Genomic DNA, 16,680 nt, shown 5'->3' with positions numbered 1-16,680 from the left:
CGTTCTCATTTGGAATCAGTACAATCGCGCCATTTGCGCCCTCGAGAATGGAAGCGGTACGGGGGTGATTGCGAGACATCCCCATGCTCATCGGTAGTTATTCTCCAACGCTGGTCATCATCTCGCTGTGCGTGGCGATTCTCGCCTCGTACACCGCCCTCGACCTGACGGGCCGCATCACCACGGCCAAGGGCCGCGCCGTGCATCTGTGGACGGCGGGCGGTGCTTTTGCCATGGGGATCGGCATTTGGTCGATGCATTTCATCGGCATGCTCGCCTTCACGTTGCCCATCGATCTGGGCTACGACATCGGCATTACCCTGCTTTCGCTACTGACCGGCATTCTCTCCAGCGGCTTCGCCCTGTGGCTGGTCAGCCAGCCGCGCCTGCCGCTGTGGCAACTGGCGTTCGGTGCGCTGATCATGGGCGCCGGCATCAGCGCCATGCATTACACCGGCATGGCCGCCATGCGCATGCAGCCGGGCATCGATTACGACCCGACACTGTTCGGCGCGTCATTGCTCATCGCGGTCGTCGCTTCCGGCGCGGCGCTGTGGATCGCGTTCCGCCTGCGCCAGCACACGCCTTACGTGCGGCTGATTCGCGGCGGTGCGGCAATGATCATGGGCATTGCCATCGTTGGCATGCATTACACCGGCATGGCCGCGGCACGCTTCGCCGATGGCAGTTTTTGCGGGGCTGCGGTCGACGGATTGAATGGCAAGGGCCTGGATAACCTGGTGCTGATCACCACCCTGGCGGTGCTGAGCATTGCCTTGCTGACTTCGATCCTCGACGCTCGGCTCGAAGCCCGCACCGCAGGCCTTGCCCAGTCGCTGACCGAAGCCAACCGCGAACTGACGCAACTGGCGTTGCACGACACCCTGACCGGTCTGCCGAACCGGATATTGCTCGCCGACCGCATCGACCAGGCCATGTCGCGGGTGAAGGGCGAGGGCGGTTGCTTTGCGCTGATGTTTATCGATCTGGACGGCTTCAAACCGGTCAACGACGCTTTCGGTCACCATATGGGCGACCAGTTATTGCGGGAAGTCAGCCTGCGCCTGCGCGAGGATTTGCGCAGCCAGGACACGCTGGCACGCATCGGCGGCGACGAATTCGTGTTGCTGGTGCAGCTCAGCGAACAGAATGACGCGATGGGCCTCGCGGCACGGCAGGTCGGGTTGATCGCCCGCTCGTTCCGGGTCGCCGAGCATGATTTGCAGATCTCGGCCAGCGTTGGTATCGCGCTGTATCCGGGCAATGGCCAGACCGCCCACGAATTGCTGATGAACGCCGACGCAGCGATGTATCACGCCAAAGGGGCGGGCAAAAACGGCTATAGCTTCTTCGACGCCTCGATGAACAGCAACGCACGCAAGCAGCTGCAATTGCTGCAAGACCTGCGCAACGCCGTGGAGCATCAAGAATTCAGCCTGCATTACCAGCCCAAGTTCGATGCCAACAACGGTCGGCCGGTCGGCGCCGAAGCGCTGCTGCGTTGGGACCACCCGACCCAGGGCATGTTGCTGCCGGACAAATTCATCGAGCTGGCGGAAAAGACCGGCCTCATCATTCCGATTGGCGAATGGGTGCTCAACGAAGCCTGCCGCCAGATGCGCGAATGGTACGTGCTTGGCTACACCGATTGGCGTATTGCAGTGAACCTGTCCGCCTTGCAGTTCTGCCACGCCGGGCTGGTGCAGAGCGTGGCCAAGGCGTTGGCCACGCACCATCTGCCGGCCAACAGCCTGACCCTGGAAATCACCGAAACCACTGCCATGAGCGATGCCGATGCGAGCATGACGGTGCTGCAGGAACTGTCGGAAATGGGCGTCGATTTGTCCATCGACGACTTCGGCACAGGTTATTCGAGCCTGATGTACCTCAAGCGCCTGCCGGCCAACGAGCTGAAGATCGACCGTGGTTTCGTGCGTGATCTGGAGCGTGACAGCGATGACGCCGCCATCGTTTCCGCCATCGTCGCCCTCGGTCAGGCACTGGGCCTGCGGATCGTGGCTGAAGGTGTGGAAACCGGTGTGCAGCAGGACTTCCTCACTCAGCTGGGTTGCGATTCGCTGCAAGGCTACCTGCTAGGGCACCCGTTGCCGGCCGAGCGCTTCATGGTGGAAATCCATCGTGCGGAGCAGTTGGAACTCACGCCCGTAGCAGCTGCCGAGCCTGCGAGGCTGCGTTCGGCGGCAGAGCCTTCGTAAACCCTGACCCTGAGATTCATCTGAAAACCGCAGTGCCTGATTTCACGACGGCTGCGCCACCGAACGCAGCCTCGCAGGCTCGGCAGCTGCTACAGCCCATGCAAAAACCGTAAAGGACGGTTATTCTTGCCCCCGACCGCTTACGCTTGAAACGGGGAAAGCTTGCATGGAAAAAGTCATCGTCATCACCGGCGGCAGTCGCGGCATTGGAGCCGCCACAGCCCTGTTGGCCGCCAGACAAGGCTATCGGATCTGCATCAACTATCAGGCCGATGAACAGGCGGCGCTCAGTGTGCTGGAGCAAGTCCGCGCATTGGGTGCGCAAGCCATTGCGGTGCGCGCCGATGTCAGCATCGAAGACGAAGTGATCGCGCTGTTCAATCGGGTCGACAGCGAACTGGGTCGGGTCACGGCACTGGTGAACAACGCCGGCACCGTGGGGCAAAAATCCCGGGTCGACGAAATGTCCGAATTCCGCATCCTGAAAATCCTCAAGACCAACGTGCTGGCGCCGGTGCTGTGCGCCAAACACGCGATCCTGCGTATGTCGCCCAAACACGGCGGGCAGGGCGGCAGCATCGTCAACGTCTCCTCTGTCGCCGCGCGCCTGGGCTCGCCCAACGAATACGTCGATTACGCTGCCTCCAAAGGCGCGCTCGACACTTTCACCATTGGCCTGTCCAAGGAAGTGGCGGGTGAGGGGATTCGCGTCAATGCGGTACGACCGGGCTACATCTACACCGATTTCCATGCCCTGAGCGGTGATCCGGACCGGGTCAGCAAACTGGAGTCGGCGATACCCATGGCCCGTGGCGGCCGACCGGATGAAGTGGCCGAGGCGATCGTCTGGCTGCTGTCGGACAAGGCTTCGTATGCAACGGGGACATTTGTTGATTTGGGTGGTGGGCGTTAGAACCTGAAATCAAAAGATCGCAGCCTTTGGGTGTACATAAAACCCTGTTGGAACTGCCGAAGGCTGCGATCTTTTTGCTGTTAGAACGACCGCACAATCCGCCCCAACGTCTCCATCGCCTTCTCGGAAGCCTCATCCCACGGGCTGCCGTAATTCAACCGAATGCAGTTTCTGAACCGTTGCGCCGGCGAAAAAATCGGCCCCGGCGCGATGCTGATTCCCTGCGCCAGCGCCATCTGAAACAACTTCAGCGAATCCATCTGCGCCGGTAATTCCAGCCACAAAAAGTAGCCGCCGGCCGGTTGGCTGACCCGCGTCTGCGCCGGGAAATAACGGGCGATGGCGGCGAGCATGGCAGCTTGCTGATCTTCCAGCGCGTGACGCAACTTGCGCAAATGCCGGTCGTAACCGCCGTGTTGCAGGTAATCGGCAATGGCGGCCTGGGCCGGCATCGAGGCGCAGAGCGACGTCATGAGCTTCAGGCGTTCGATCTTCTGCGCATAACGGCCGGCCGCGACCCAGCCGATGCGATAGCCGGGCGCGAGGCTTTTGGCGAACGAACCGCAATGCATCACCAGGCCTTCGGTATCGAACGCCTTGGCCGGTTTTGGCGCCTGCTGTCCGTAATACAGCTCGGCGTAGACATCGTCTTCAATCAGCGGCACTTGATGCTGGCGCAGCAACTCCACCAGTTCCTGTTTCTTTGTCTCGGGCATGGTCGCGCCCATGGGGTTCTGGAAACTGGTCATGCACCAGCAGGCCTTGATCGGGTGTCGTTCCAACGTTTGCTCAAGCACGCCGAGGTCGATGCCGTCGCGCGGATGTACGGGGATTTCCACGGCTTTGAGTTTCAGCCGTTCCAGTATCTGCAGGCAGGCGTAAAACGCCGGTGCTTCGATGGCCACCAGGTCGCCGGGTTGGGTCACCGCCTGCAGGCACAGGTTCAGCGCTTCCAGGGCGCCGTTGGTGATCAGCAATTCTTCCATAGGCAGCATCAACCCGCCGACCATGTAGCGCAGGGCAATTTGCCGACGCAGCTGCGGATTGCCCGGCGACATGTCGGTGACCACCATACGCGGGTCCATCTCACGGCTGGCGCTGGCCAGCGAACGCGACAGCCGTTGCAGCGGAAACAGCGTGGGGCTGGGGAACGCCGAGCCGAAGGGCACGGTGTTCGGGTCCTTGATCGAGTCGAGGACCGAGAACACCAGTTCGCTGACATCGACTTCGGTGGATTCGTTGACCTGGCTGCTGATCACCGGCTCGGAGAACGGCCGAGGTGCGTGGGCGTTGACGAAATAGCCGGAGCGCGGCCGGGCGCGGATCAGGCCACGGCGCTCCAGCAGATAGTAAGCCTGGAACACCGTGGACGGGCTGACCCCGTAAGTCTGGCTGGCGTAGCGAACCGAAGGTACGCGCTGGCCGGGGCCAAGGACGCCGGTGCGGATCAGTTCAGCGATGTCGTCGGCGAATTTTTCGTAGCGTTTCATCGGTATCCCACAATGGAATGGTTTCGAGTGCTGTTGTGGCGAGGGAGCTTGCTCCCGCTGGGGAGCGAAGCCCCCCCAAAACTTACGACTGCTTCGCAGCCGAACGGGAGCAAGCTCCCTCGCCACAAAGGTCAGCATCTTAAAGGCTCAACGGTTCATCGGCGCAACAAACCGGCTCTTGGCCACGCTGTAGATGCCGGGTTCATCACTGTCGACCACCTTGAAGCTGATGACCTGCGAGCTGCTGTCCGGCCGCTCCGTAGTCATCGCCACCGATACCGGCACGTCAACTATCTCGCCTGGCGCCAGGCTCAAATCGGTCTTGCCTTGCAACTGGAAGCCGTCACCGTCGACGAGGGTCAGTCGATAGTCCTGGCGTTGCTGGGTCTTGTTGATGATCTTCAGGCTGTAGATGTTTTCGATCTGTCCCTGACTGTTTTCGCGGAACAGGCCACGGTCCTTGCTTACGTCCAGCGAGACCATCGGCCGCTCGACCAGTGCGACGACTAGCGCGGTGATCATCATCAGCAGCACGGCGGTGTAACCGATCAGCCGTGGCCGCAGCAGGTGAGTCTTGCCGCCCTGCAACTGGCGCTCGGAGGTATAGCTGATCAAGCCGCGCTCGTAGCCCATCTTGTCCATGATCGAATCACAGGCGTCGATGCACGCCGCGCAACCGATGCACTCCATCTGCAGGCCATCGCGGATGTCGATGCCGGTCGGGCAGACCTGTACGCAGAGCTGGCAATCGATGCAATCGCCCAGGCCGACTTCGGCCGGTTTGACCTCGCGTTTACGCGGGCCACGGTTCTCTCCACGGGCCACGTCGTAGGAAATGGTCAGGGTGTCTTTGTCGAACATCACGCTCTGGAACCGCGCATACGGGCACATGTGCATGCACACCGCTTCGCGCAGCCATCCGGCGTTAATGTAAGTGGCGCCGGTGAAGAACAGCACCCAAAACAGGCTGACGCCGCCCATTTGCAAGGTCAGCAGTTCTTCGGCCAGCGGGCGGATCGGCGTGAAGTAGCCGACGAACGTCAAACCGGTCAGCAGGCTGATGGCCAGCCACAAGGTGTGCTTGGCCGAGCGACGCATCAGTTTGTTCAGGCCCCAGGGCGCGGCTTGCAGCTTGATCCGCTGGTTGCGTTCGCCCTCGGTGATTTTCTCGCACCACATGAAGATCCAGGTCCAGGAGCTCTGTGGGCAGGTGTAGCCGCACCACACACGGCCGGCGAATACGGTAATCGCAAACAGGCCGAACGCGGCAATGATCAGCAGCGCCGAGAGCAGGATGAAATCCTGCGGCCAGAACGTTGCGCCAAAGATGTGGAATTTACTTTCAGACAGATCCCAGAGCACCGCCTGGCGACCGCCCCAGTTCAACCACACCGTGCCGAAGAACAGCAAAAACAGAAATCCCGCGCCGCTGATGCGCAGGGAACGGAACAGGCCGGTGAAGCTGCGGGTGTGGATCAGGTTGTCGCTGGTTTTGACCTTCATCTTCGGGGGTGAAGGTTCGAATGTTTCAACGGTTCGGACGGGGATTCTCTCGCTCATGGTCTTTCGCTCATCAGCCTCCATCAGGCATGAGCACTATGAGCGGCGATCTGTTTGCATAACAGACTCAGGTATTGCTTTAAAAACCGGATCAGATGCGCATGGCAATACAGTCTGCGACAAGTTGAAGCACCTGTATCGACGAGCCGCCACCGCCTGTATCAGGCGGTGGCGGGGGTTGTTGATCCGGGTCAGTCAAATCACCGAATCACTGTCGGTGGCCTTCAAGTGCCGGCGTCCGTCCACTGCGCCTGCTACGGTCAATGCATCGGCTTCTGCTTCGGTGATGTAGACGCGCTGGCCGTTGAGGTCCACCGCCGACATGGCCTTGGCGCCGTCAGTGACGATGGTCACGTCGGGGCACAAGCGAATTTCTTCGCCATTTTCGGTGGTGAAGAAACAGGTCTGTTTTTCGATGCGCACGGTCATGGCGTGATCCTTTTTTCAACGGGTGTTGAAACGTTAGGGCGTCTGTACCGGCCATCGTTCTGTGCAACCGATTAATGGTCGACGCGGTCCATCCTCCATGACCCTTCGCGAGTACTTCTAAAGGACGGCACCATGAACGCCTGGTGGCATGAAGTCTGGGTGACCCTGCAAGCTGAGTTCGCCGATATCGGCGACGCCTCGCAACTGACTCGCATCACCGTGCGCCTGCTGATGGCGGCCGTGCTGGGCGGGATTCTCGGTTTCGAGCGCGAGCACAAGGGTAAGGCTGCAGGCGTGCGTACCCACATGCTGGTGGCGATCGGTGCGGCGCTGTTTGTGCTGGTGCCGCAGATGTCGGGCTCACAGGCTGACGCCATGAGTCGAGTCATACAAGGCGTGATCGCCGGGATCGGCTTTCTATGCGCCGGCACCATCCTGAAAAACCAGGAGGGCGATGAAGGCCACGTCAAAGGCCTGACCACGGCGGCCGGCCTGTGGATGACTGCGGCAATCGGTGTTTCTGCCGGGCTGGGAAAAGAAGCGACAGCGTTGCTCAGCACATTACTGGCGTTGCTGGTTCTGGGTGTGATGCCGTGGATCGTGAATCGGTTCGAAAAAGACCACGAACCGTAGGCGCTGCCGCAGGCTGCGATCTTTTGATCTTAAGAAGCAAAATCAAAAGATCGCAGCTTGCGGCAGCTCAGGAATTGGCGAAGTCGCGATCAACTGTCTTCATTCAGGCGTAACAATCACCGGCGGCATGGTCGTTGGCGGTTCTTCCCGCGGCGGTGGCTGGATGCCCGGCGGGTCTTGTTCAGGGACGGGCTGCGGATCGGTCGGCGGGATCACCGGGTTGTCGATGTTCGGATCAGGTGTTTCAGCCGGGAATGGATTGTTCATCTTCAGGCCTCCAGTGGCACATGGCGTGAGTCGTGCTTAAGTTGGTTGACCACCGTGCAACGGATTTGATTCCGGCCAATTGCCGATGAACTTTTCCCGGTGCCCGTCGCTCGGAACCTAAGTGAGTGCATCCCGGGGCGGATTGCCTGGCGGGATGGCAACCAGACACAAGAGCGTCCTTGGGGCGTACAGGAGTGATGCTCGATGACGGCTGAAAAACCGACTGAATTGAGTTACAACCCGCACATTCCACTGTCGCAGGCCTTATTGCTGCCGCGTATCGTGATCGAAAACACCATGCCGACCCTCGATGGCGGGCAATTCGCCGTCAAGGCCGTGGTGGGCGAGGACGTGGTGGTCACCAGTAAAGTGTTTGCCGACGGTCACGACAAACTGGCCGTGCGCATTCGCTGGCGGTCCGAGGGTGATGAGGTCTGGCAAAGCGAAACCATGATCGACTTGGGCAACAACGGCTGGCAGGGTCGGTTTCGCGTGGTGAACCAGGGCCGTCATGTTTACTGCATCGAAGCCTGGATCGATCAATTCGCCAGTTTTCGTTATGAGCTGGAAAAGAAACACGCCGCCGCGGTGCCGGTCAGCCTGGAATTGCAGGAAGGCCGCCTTTACGTGCAACAAGCCGCAGAGCGCAGTGAAGGGCAACTGAGCGAACAGTTGGCGGCACTGCATCATCAATTGTCAGGTCTGCTCGAAACCGAGCAGGTCGCGCTGTTTCTGCACCAGCGTAGCGCCGAGCTGATGGCCCAGGCCGATCACCGCGCTTACCTGAGTCTCAGTCCCGAGTACCCGGTGGACGTCGAGCGAGAGCTCGCGCAGTTCGCCAGTTGGTACGAATTGTTCCCGCGTTCGATCACGGATGATCCGACCCGCCACGGCACTTTCAACGATGTGCATTCACGGCTGCCGATGATTCAGGACATGGGGTTTGACGTGTTGTACTTTCCGCCGATCCACCCGATCGGCCGCAGTTTTCGCAAAGGCCCGAACAATTCACTGACAGCCGGGCCGGATGACCCGGGCAGCCCTTATGCCATCGGCAGTGAAGAGGGTGGACACGAGGCGATTCACTCGCAACTCGGCACCCGCGAAGACTTTCGTCGGCTGGTGGCGGCGGCCAAGGACCATGGCCTGGAGATCGCCCTCGATTTCGCCATCCAGTGTTCCCAGGATCACCCTTGGCTCAAGCAACATCCGGGCTGGTTCAATTGGCGCCCCGACGGCACGATCAAATATGCGGAAAACCCGCCGAAGAAATACCAGGACATCGTCAACGTCGATTTCTATGCCGTCGAGGCGATTCCAAGCCTGTGGGTCGAACTGCGCGACATTGTCGTTGGTTGGGTCGAGGAGGGCGTGAAGCTGTTTCGCGTCGACAATCCGCACACCAAACCGCTGCCGTTCTGGCAATGGCTCATCGCTGATGTACGGGCGCTTTACCCTGACGTGATTTTCCTCGCCGAAGCGTTTACCACGCCGGCGATGATGGCGCGCTTGGGCAAGGTCGGTTACTCGCAGAGCTACACCTATTTCACCTGGCGCAACACCAAGCACGAACTGGCCACCTATTTCAGCGAACTCAACGAGTCTCCGTGGCGTGAATGCTACCGGCCGAACTTCTTCGTCAACACACCGGACATCAACCCGGCGTTCCTGCACGACTCGGGGCGTCCCGGGTTTCTGATTCGGGCGGTGCTGGCGACCATGGGCTCGGGCCTGTGGGGCATGTATTCCGGTTTCGAGTTGTGCGAGTCGGCGCCCGTGCCGGGGAAAGAGGAATACCTCGACTCCGAGAAGTATGAGATCCGCCCCCGGGATTTCACTGCCCCCGGCAACATCATTGCCGAGATCGCCCAGTTCAACCGCATCCGCCGGCAGAACCCGGCGCTGCACACGCATCTGGGCCTGAAAATCTACAACGCCTGGAACGACAACATTCTGTATTTCGGCAAACGCAGCGCCGACGGCAGCAATTTCATTCTGGTGGCGGTCAGCCTTGATCCGCATAACGTGCAAGAGGCGAACTTCGAATTGCCGCTGTGGGAAATGGGCTTGCCGGATGACGCCAGCACCCAGGGCGAAGACTTGATGAACGGCCATCGCTGGACGTGGCACGGCAAGTACCAGTTCATGCGGATCGACCCGGCGTATCAGCCGTTCGGGATCTGGAGGATTACCGCGTAGACGCAATACCTGTGGGAGCGAGCCTGCTCGCGATGACGTCGGCACATCCAGCCTCTATGCGTCAGGCAAGTCGCCATCGCGATAAGGCTCGCACACAGGGAATCGGCATCGAATTCAACAGGAGTTTCCAATGGCGAAGAAACCCAAGGCAGCCACCTTCATCAAGGACCCGCTCTGGTACAAGGACGCGGTGATCTATCAAGTTCACGTCAAATCCTATTTCGACTCCAACAACGACGGGATCGGCGACTTTCCCGGCCTGATCGCCAAACTCGATTACATCGCCGACCTCGGCGTCAACACCATCTGGCTCTTGCCGTTCTATCCCTCGCCACGCCGCGACGATGGCTATGACATCGCCGAATATCGCGGCGTACACAGCGATTACGGGACCATGGCCGATGCCAAGCGCTTCATCGCCGAGGCGCACAAGCGCGGTTTGCGTGTGATTACCGAGTTGGTCATCAACCACACCTCCGACCAGCACGCGTGGTTTCAGCGCGCACGCAAGGCCAAGAAAGGTTCAGCGGCGCGAGACTTCTACGTGTGGTCCGATGACGATCAGAAATACGACGGCACCCGGATCATTTTTCTCGACACTGAAAAATCCAACTGGACCTGGGACCCGGTGGCCGGCCAATACTTCTGGCACCGTTTCTACTCCCACCAACCCGATCTGAATTTCGATAACCCGCAGGTCATGAAGGCGGTGCTGTCGGTCATGCGTTATTGGCTCGACATGGGCATCGACGGATTGCGCCTGGACGCCATCCCGTACCTGATCGAGCGCGACGGCACCAACAACGAAAACCTGCCGGAAACCCACGACGTTCTCAAACAGATTCGCGCCGAAATCGACGCCAATTATCCCGACCGTATGCTGCTGGCCGAGGCCAATCAATGGCCGGAAGACACCCAGCTGTATTTCGGCGATACCGACAAAAAGGGCCTCAACGGCGATGAATGCCACATGGCCTTTCACTTCCCGCTGATGCCGCGCATGTACATGGCGCTGGCTCAGGAGGACCGCTTCCCGATCACCGACATTCTGCGCCAGACCCCGGAAATTCCGGCCAATTGCCAATGGGCGATTTTCCTGCGCAACCATGATGAGCTGACCCTGGAAATGGTCACCGACAAGGAACGCGATTACCTCTGGAATTACTACGCGGCCGACCGTCGGGCGCGGATCAACCTGGGGATTCGCCGGCGCCTGGCGCCGCTGATGGAGCGCGACCGTCGTCGGGTGGAGTTGCTCAACAGTTTGCTGCTGTCGATGCCCGGCACGCCGACCCTGTACTACGGCGATGAAATCGGCATGGGCGACAACATTTACCTGGGCGACCGCGACGGCGTGCGCACGCCGATGCAATGGTCGATTGACCGCAACGGCGGTTTTTCCCGCGCCGATCCGGCCAGCCTGGTCCTGCCGCCGATCATGGACCCGCAATACGGTTACCTGTCGGTCAACGTCGAAACCCAGTCCGGCGATCCGCATTCGCTGTTGAACTGGACCCGGCGCCTGCTCGCGGTGCGCAAACAGTCCAAGGCCTTCGGTCGCGGCACGCTGAAAATGCTGTCGCCGACCAATCGCCGGGTTCTCGCCTACACCCGTGAATACACCGGGCCTGACGGCAAGCACGAAATCATCCTGTGCGTGGCCAACGTTTCGCGCAGCGCCCAGGCAGTGGAACTCGACCTGTCCGCTTATGTCGGCATGGTGCCGGTGGAAATGCTCGGCGGTAATGCATTCCCGCCCATCGGTCAGTTGAATTTCCTCCTGACTCTGGCGCCTTACGGGTTCTACTGGTTCGGCCTCGCCGCCGAGAACCAGATGCCGAGCTGGCACGTGGAACCGGCGCAAAGCCTGCCGGACTTCACCACGCTGGTGCTGAAAAAGCGCATGGAAGAACTGCTTGAGTTACCGTCGAGAAATACGTTGGAGCAGGGCATCTTGCCGAACTGGCTGCAGCACCGCCGCTGGTTTGCCGGCAAGGACGCAGCTATCGAGCAGGTCAACCTGGCCTACGGTGTGCGTTTCGGTGATGCGCAGCATCCGGTGCTGTTGAGTGAAATCGAAGTCACCAGCGGCGGGCAGACCAGCCGATATCAGCTGCCGTTCGGCTTTATTGCCGAAGACCAGGTCGGCGCGGCATTGCCTCAGCAACTGGCGCTGTCGCGGGTGCGTCGTGGGCCGCAGGTCGGCTTGATCACCGATGCCTTCAGCCTGGAAAACTTTATCCGCGCGGTGTTGCAAGGTATGCAAGACAACCGGATGTTGCCCTCCGATGGTGGCGAGATCCGTTTCGAACCAACGGCTGAACTGGCGAAACTGGGCCTGACGGCGGAGTCGGAAGTGCGCTACCTGTCCGCCGAGCAATCCAACAGTTCGGTGGTGGTTGGCAACAGCCTGGTGCTCAAACTGATCCGTAAAGTCGCGTCGGGCGTGCACCCGGAACTGGAAATGAGCGCGTATCTGACCAGCGCGGGGTTCGGCAATATTTCACCGCTACTGGGGGCGGTGGTTCGCCGGGATGCGGCGGGCGAAGACAACCTGCTGATGATCGCCCAAGGTTACCTGAGCAATCAGGGCGACGCCTGGGAATGGACCCAGAACAACCTGGAGCGGGCGTTGCGCGACGAGCTGGCGGACGCCATGTCCGACCAGGACCAGCACTACAACGCGCTTGGCGAGCTGAAGGATTTCGCCGCCATGCTCGGTCAGCGCCTGGGCGAAATGCATCAGGTGCTTGCCGCACCGAGCAACAACCCTGATTTCGAACCGCAAAACACCACGCAAAAAGATGCACTGGCGACGGCCAAGGATGTGGCGGCGCAAATCGAGCATGCGCTGAAGTTGCTCAAGCAGCATCAAAACGAACTGAACCCGGCGGACAAAACCCTGGTCAGCCGTTTACTGGACAACAAAAAAGCCATTCTCAGCCACGTGCAGGCGTTGGGCAAAAAGACCGCGGGTGGCCTGCGGATCCGCGTGCATGGTGACTTGCACCTTGGCCAGGTACTGGTGATCAAGGGCGATGCCTACCTCATCGATTTCGAAGGCGAACCGGCGCGACCGTTGCATGAACGACGGGGCAAGCATAATCCGTACAAGGACGTCAGCGGTGTACTTCGCTCGTTCGACTATGCAGCAGCCATGACCATCAATGTGCACAACGTCGATAACTCGGCTCAGGCCCAGGCCGCTCGCAAGCGAGTGGCGGATCGATATTTGAGTGAAGCAAAACAAGCATTTGTCGACGCTTATCGGCTGGCGGCAGCTACGCTTGGCCATGCATGGCAAGATCCCGAAGGCGAGGACGCCGCACTGGCGTTGTTCGGCCTGGAGAAGGCAGCGTATGAAGTGGCTTATGAGGCGGAAAATCGCCCCACCTGGCTGCCCGTGCCGTTGCACGGTTTATATGGATTATTGAGTGGGCTTAAACCCTTTTCCGATCTTGGTGGAGAGTAGTCATGAGTTTCTCGAACAAGGAACAGGGTCATCATCACAAAGAAGCGCTGCTTCCCAGGGCGCGGGACATTGACGCACTGGTGCGTGCCGAGCATCACGACCCTTTTTCAATTCTTGGCCCCCACGGCGACGGTGCCGGAGGGCAATTCATTCGGGCCTATCTGCCGGACGCCCTCAGCGTGCAGGTGGTGGCCAGGGAATCCGGGGCAGAGCTCGGCAACCTTGAGGCGACGCAGACACCTGGGTTGTTCGTCGGGCACTTCGACCGGGCGCAACCGTATCTGCTGAGGACCCGCTGGGCCGGTGGCGAACAAATTGCCGAAGACCCCTACAGCTTTGGTCCGCTGCTGGGCGACATGGATTTGTACCTGTTCGCCGAGGGCAATCACCGTGATTTGAGCAGCGCCCTCGGCGCACAGTTGATGACCGTGGATGGCGTCGACGGCGTGCGTTTCGCCGTATGGGCACCGAATGCCAGAAGGGTGTCGGTGGTGGGTGACTTCAACGCCTGGGACGGGCGCCGCCATCCGATGCGCCTGCGCCACCCGACCGGTGTCTGGGAGCTGTTCATTCCACGCCTGCAAGCGGGTGAGGCCTACAAATACGAAATCCTCGGCAAGGACGGGATCCTGCCGCTGAAGGCCGACCCGATGGCGCTGGCCACCAGCCTGCCACCAGACACTGCCTCGAAAGTCGCCTCGCCATTGAAAATCGACTGGCAGGACCAGGACTGGATGCTGTCCCGAGGTGAACGTCACCGCCCGACCGCGCCGTTGTCGATCTACGAATTGCACGCCGGTTCCTGGCAATGCGAACTGGATGACCTTGGCGAAGTGGCTCGGCAGTACACCTGGCCCGAGCTGGCCGAGCGGTTGATTCCTTATGTGAAGGAGCTGGGCTTCACCCACATCGAACTGATGCCGGTTATGGAACACCCGTTCGGTGGTTCGTGGGGTTATCAGTTGCTTTCGCAATTCGCCACCAGCGCCCGTTACGGCACGGGGGATGAGTTCGCGGCATTCGTCAACGCGTGTCACCAGGCCGAAATCGGCGTGATCCTCGATTGGGTGCCGGCGCATTTCCCCACCGACGCCCATGGCCTGGCGCAGTTCGACGGCACGGCGCTGTACGAGTACGGCAACCCGCAGGAAGGCTTTCACCAGGATTGGGATACGCTGATCTACAACCTCGGCCGCACCGAGGTGCACGGCTACATGCTGGCCTCGGCGCTGCACTGGCTCAAGCATTTCCACGTCGACGGCCTGCGGGTCGATGCCGTGGCCTCGATGCTGTACCGCGATTACTCGCGCAAGGCCGGCGAGTGGGTGCCGAACCGCCATGGCGGTCGGGAAAACCTTGAGTCGATCGACTTCCTGCGCCATCTCAACGATGTGGTTGCACTCGAAGCGCCGGGCGCGCTGGTGATTGCCGAAGAGTCCACCGCATGGCCGGGCGTCAGCCAAAGTACGCAGCAGGGCGGCCTGGGCTTCGCCTACAAGTGGAACATGGGCTGGATGCACGATTCGCTGCACTACATCCAGCAGGACCCGGTGTACCGTGCGCATCACCACAACGAACTGAGTTTCGGCCTGGTCTACGCCTGGTCCGAGCGTTTCATCCTGCCGATCTCCCACGACGAAGTGGTGCACGGCAAGCATTCGCTGATCGACAAAATGCCTGGCGACCGCTGGCAGAAATTCGCCAACCTGCGCGCCTATCTGAGTTTTATGTGGGCGCATCCGGGCAAGAAGCTGTTGTTCATGGGCTGTGAGTTCGGCCAGTGGCGCGAGTGGAACCACGACCAGCAACTGGACTGGTACTTGCTGCAATACTCCGAACACAAAGGCGTGCAGAAACTGGTGGGCGACCTCAATCGTCTGTACCGCGAGGAGCCTGCATTGCACGAGCAGGACGATGTGCCGCAAGGCTTTCAGTGGTTGATCGGCGACGATGCGATCAACAGCGTCTATGCGTGGCTGCGCTGGAGCAAGGAAGGGCGGCCGGTGCTGGTGGTGGCCAACTTCACCCCGGTGCCCCGTGAGGCTTATCGGGTCGGCGTGCCGTTTGCCGGGCGCTGGACCGAGTTGCTCAACAGCGATTCGGCGACCTATGCCGGTTCCAATTACGGCAACAGTGGCGGGGCGTTTACCGAGGAGGCGCCGAGCCATGGGCAGGCATTGTCGCTGGTGCTGAACCTGCCGCCGCTGGCGGTGTTGATGCTCAGTCCGGAGGGCTGATCCAGGATCGCGTCGCGTCCATCGCGAGCAGAGGCTCGCTCCCGCAGGGTTCACACAAAACCTGCAGGCGCGATCCTGCTCGCGAAGGGGCCGGTACCGGCGCGGTCTGCCCCTCACCATCGCATCCGCACGCCCAGGCTGCCTATGATCCCGTTCAGATCATTGTCATCCACATCGCTGCTGTAATCGGCGCTGACATACAGGCTCACGGCCGGCGTGACTTTTGCCACCAACCCCAATCCCAACTCGACTGTTGAAGAGTTGCGACTGCTGCTGATCTTGTCGACCTGATCGAGCGTCACGGTATTGCCGGTGTACACCGTGTGCCACAAGTTGGTGCGCACATAGGGTTCGACGGGCAGGCCGTTGATGTCGTAACTCCCTTTCAATTTGGCACCGACCCGACCGCTCCACGACGTCAGGTCGCTGGAGGACGCGTTGGCAGACCCCGCGTAAGGGGTGTTCAGGGTGATCCGCTGATTGATCAATTGCGCCTGGGGTTCAACCACCCAGTTTTCGCTGATGCCAATCGGGAAGCCACCTTCGACCGACAACGTCACCGCGCTGCCTTCGGTAATCTGCCGTGCGCCCTGTTCGTTGCGACTGACACCGTTGACCCGGCCACCGCTGGCCGACAGATCAACGTGCCAGCCTTGTGGCCCAGTCAGGCTGTAGTAGGCGCCGAGGCTTTGGCCTTGCAGGTTGAGGGTGTCGGTGTTCGGGTCGGACATGCCGCGATTGGTCACCAGGCCATTGCTGTTGCCCTGGATCTGGCTGGTGCCGCCAATCAGGCCGACCCGTTGGGTATGGCCACTGTTGCTTTGCAGGGTCAGGATCGCCGGACCTTTGAGTTCGCCGGAACCGAAGTTGGTAAAGCCTTGTGCGAGGGCGTCGGTTTGCGCCTGGCGTGACGCCTGTCCGTAAGTCTGATCCCAGGCAAAGGGCGTTGCGTCTTCGGTGGTGAAGTGGCTACTTCGTATGTCGGGGTTGGGACTGAAACGGCCGGGGTAGGTGGCGTCAAGAGCAGGCAGGGTAAGCACGGGAATGTCCTGGCGATACCAGGGCGTTACTTCATCCTCGGCCGGTTGGGCCTGTACTTCCATGGAGGAGCACAGCAGGAGTGAGCTCGAGACAGTGCAAAATGTGACTTTGATCTCTTGTTGGGTGAGTGAAGTTCTCATGGCGGGGCTACCTTGCAATCGCGTGCCGTACTTGCCTTGGCGTCTCTCCTACCCCGAACGAGGGGCGACCGAATGTATGGGGG

General features: G+C 60.5%; 10 protein-coding genes and 1 pseudogene. 6 read left to right on the top strand and 5 right to left on the bottom strand.

Annotated elements, in window-relative coordinates:
• Positions 1 to 83: 83 nt before the first annotated feature.
• Complete coding sequence (locus ACNYC6_RS01365; protein ID WP_419710729.1) at positions 84 to 2,216, top strand: putative bifunctional diguanylate cyclase/phosphodiesterase; 2,133 nt, start codon at positions 84 to 86, stop codon at positions 2,214 to 2,216.
• Positions 2,217 to 2,382: 166 nt separating this feature from the next.
• Positions 2,383 to 3,129, top strand: a complete 747-nt coding sequence (locus ACNYC6_RS01360) for an SDR family oxidoreductase (RefSeq protein WP_419710728.1) — start codon at positions 2,383 to 2,385, stop codon at positions 3,127 to 3,129.
• Between the two features lie 80 nt (positions 3,130 to 3,209).
• On the opposite strand, the gene mapR is transcribed toward ACNYC6_RS01360, so the two are convergent.
• The 3 genes from mapR to ACNYC6_RS01345 all read right to left on the bottom strand — a co-directional run bounded on the left by mapR (position 3,210) and on the right by ACNYC6_RS01345 (position 6,608).
• Complete coding sequence (gene mapR / locus ACNYC6_RS01355; RefSeq protein WP_419710727.1) at positions 3,210 to 4,619, bottom strand: GntR family transcriptional regulator MpaR; 1,410 nt, start codon at positions 4,617 to 4,619, stop codon at positions 3,210 to 3,212.
• A gap of 147 nt (positions 4,620 to 4,766) precedes the next feature.
• A complete protein-coding gene (gene ccoG, locus ACNYC6_RS01350) occupies positions 4,767 to 6,179 on the bottom strand; it encodes a cytochrome c oxidase accessory protein CcoG (protein WP_419710726.1) in 1,413 nt (470 codons plus the stop codon).
• 195 nt (positions 6,180 to 6,374) lie between these two features.
• Positions 6,375 to 6,608, bottom strand: coding sequence for a DUF3203 family protein (locus ACNYC6_RS01345; RefSeq protein WP_419710725.1), 234 nt, complete (start codon positions 6,606 to 6,608; stop codon positions 6,375 to 6,377).
• 132 nt (positions 6,609 to 6,740) lie between these two features.
• Between ACNYC6_RS01345 and ACNYC6_RS01340 the strand changes: the two genes are divergently transcribed.
• Complete coding sequence (locus ACNYC6_RS01340; RefSeq protein ID WP_419710724.1) at positions 6,741 to 7,241, top strand: MgtC/SapB family protein; 501 nt, start codon at positions 6,741 to 6,743, stop codon at positions 7,239 to 7,241.
• Positions 7,242 to 7,340: 99 nt separating this feature from the next.
• Here ACNYC6_RS01340 and ACNYC6_RS01335 read toward each other — a convergent pair whose 3' ends face one another.
• Positions 7,341 to 7,508 (bottom strand): hypothetical protein, encoded by a 168-nt coding sequence (locus tag ACNYC6_RS01335; RefSeq protein WP_419710723.1) that lies wholly within the window; start codon positions 7,506 to 7,508, stop codon positions 7,341 to 7,343.
• A 204-nt stretch (positions 7,509 to 7,712) separates the two neighbouring features.
• Here ACNYC6_RS01335 and ACNYC6_RS01330 point away from each other — a divergent pair.
• The 3 genes and pseudogenes from ACNYC6_RS01330 to glgB all read left to right on the top strand — a co-directional run.
• A pseudogene (locus ACNYC6_RS01330) lies at positions 7,713 to 9,712 on the top strand (alpha-1,4-glucan--maltose-1-phosphate maltosyltransferase); the annotation flags it as partial.
• 125 nt (positions 9,713 to 9,837) lie between these two features.
• Entirely contained in the window at positions 9,838 to 13,179 is a 3,342-nt protein-coding gene (gene treS / locus ACNYC6_RS01325; RefSeq protein ID WP_419710722.1) for a maltose alpha-D-glucosyltransferase, read from the top strand.
• Positions 13,180 to 13,181: 2 nt separating this feature from the next.
• Complete coding sequence (gene glgB, locus ACNYC6_RS01320; RefSeq protein ID WP_419710721.1) at positions 13,182 to 15,416, top strand: 1,4-alpha-glucan branching protein GlgB; 2,235 nt, start codon at positions 13,182 to 13,184, stop codon at positions 15,414 to 15,416.
• Between the two features lie 113 nt (positions 15,417 to 15,529).
• On the opposite strand, the gene ACNYC6_RS01315 is transcribed toward glgB, so the two are convergent.
• On the bottom strand, positions 15,530 to 16,597 hold the full coding sequence (locus ACNYC6_RS01315) for an autotransporter outer membrane beta-barrel domain-containing protein (RefSeq protein WP_419710720.1): 1,068 nt from the start codon (positions 16,595 to 16,597) through the stop codon (positions 15,530 to 15,532).
• Positions 16,598 to 16,680: the final 83 nt, after the last annotated feature.

Origin of the sequence: Pseudomonas sp. NFX224 (assembly GCF_048565165.1) — a bacterium.
Classification (GTDB): domain Bacteria; phylum Pseudomonadota; class Gammaproteobacteria; order Pseudomonadales; family Pseudomonadaceae; genus Aquipseudomonas.
This window is presented reverse-complemented; position numbering and strand designations above follow the sequence as displayed.

Excerpts from the sequence above, each read along its gene's own strand:
- ACNYC6_RS01365 (WP_419710729.1), top strand. The coding sequence starts at position 84 with ATGCTCATCGGTAGTTATTCTCCAACGCTGGTCATCATCTCGCTGTGC.
- ACNYC6_RS01360 (WP_419710728.1), top strand. The coding sequence starts at position 2,383 with ATGGAAAAAGTCATCGTCATCACCGGCGGCAGTCGCGGCATTGGAGCC.
- mapR (WP_419710727.1), bottom strand. The coding sequence starts at position 4,619 with ATGAAACGCTACGAAAAATTCGCCGACGACATCGCTGAACTGATCCGC.
- ccoG (WP_419710726.1), bottom strand. The coding sequence starts at position 6,179 with ATGAGCGAGAGAATCCCCGTCCGAACCGTTGAAACATTCGAACCTTCA.
- ACNYC6_RS01345 (WP_419710725.1), bottom strand. The coding sequence starts at position 6,608 with ATGACCGTGCGCATCGAAAAACAGACCTGTTTCTTCACCACCGAAAAT.
- ACNYC6_RS01340 (WP_419710724.1), top strand. The coding sequence starts at position 6,741 with ATGAACGCCTGGTGGCATGAAGTCTGGGTGACCCTGCAAGCTGAGTTC.
- ACNYC6_RS01335 (WP_419710723.1), bottom strand. The coding sequence starts at position 7,508 with ATGAACAATCCATTCCCGGCTGAAACACCTGATCCGAACATCGACAAC.
- treS (WP_419710722.1), top strand. The coding sequence starts at position 9,838 with ATGGCGAAGAAACCCAAGGCAGCCACCTTCATCAAGGACCCGCTCTGG.
- glgB (WP_419710721.1), top strand. The coding sequence starts at position 13,182 with ATGAGTTTCTCGAACAAGGAACAGGGTCATCATCACAAAGAAGCGCTG.
- ACNYC6_RS01315 (WP_419710720.1), bottom strand. The coding sequence starts at position 16,597 with ATGAGAACTTCACTCACCCAACAAGAGATCAAAGTCACATTTTGCACT.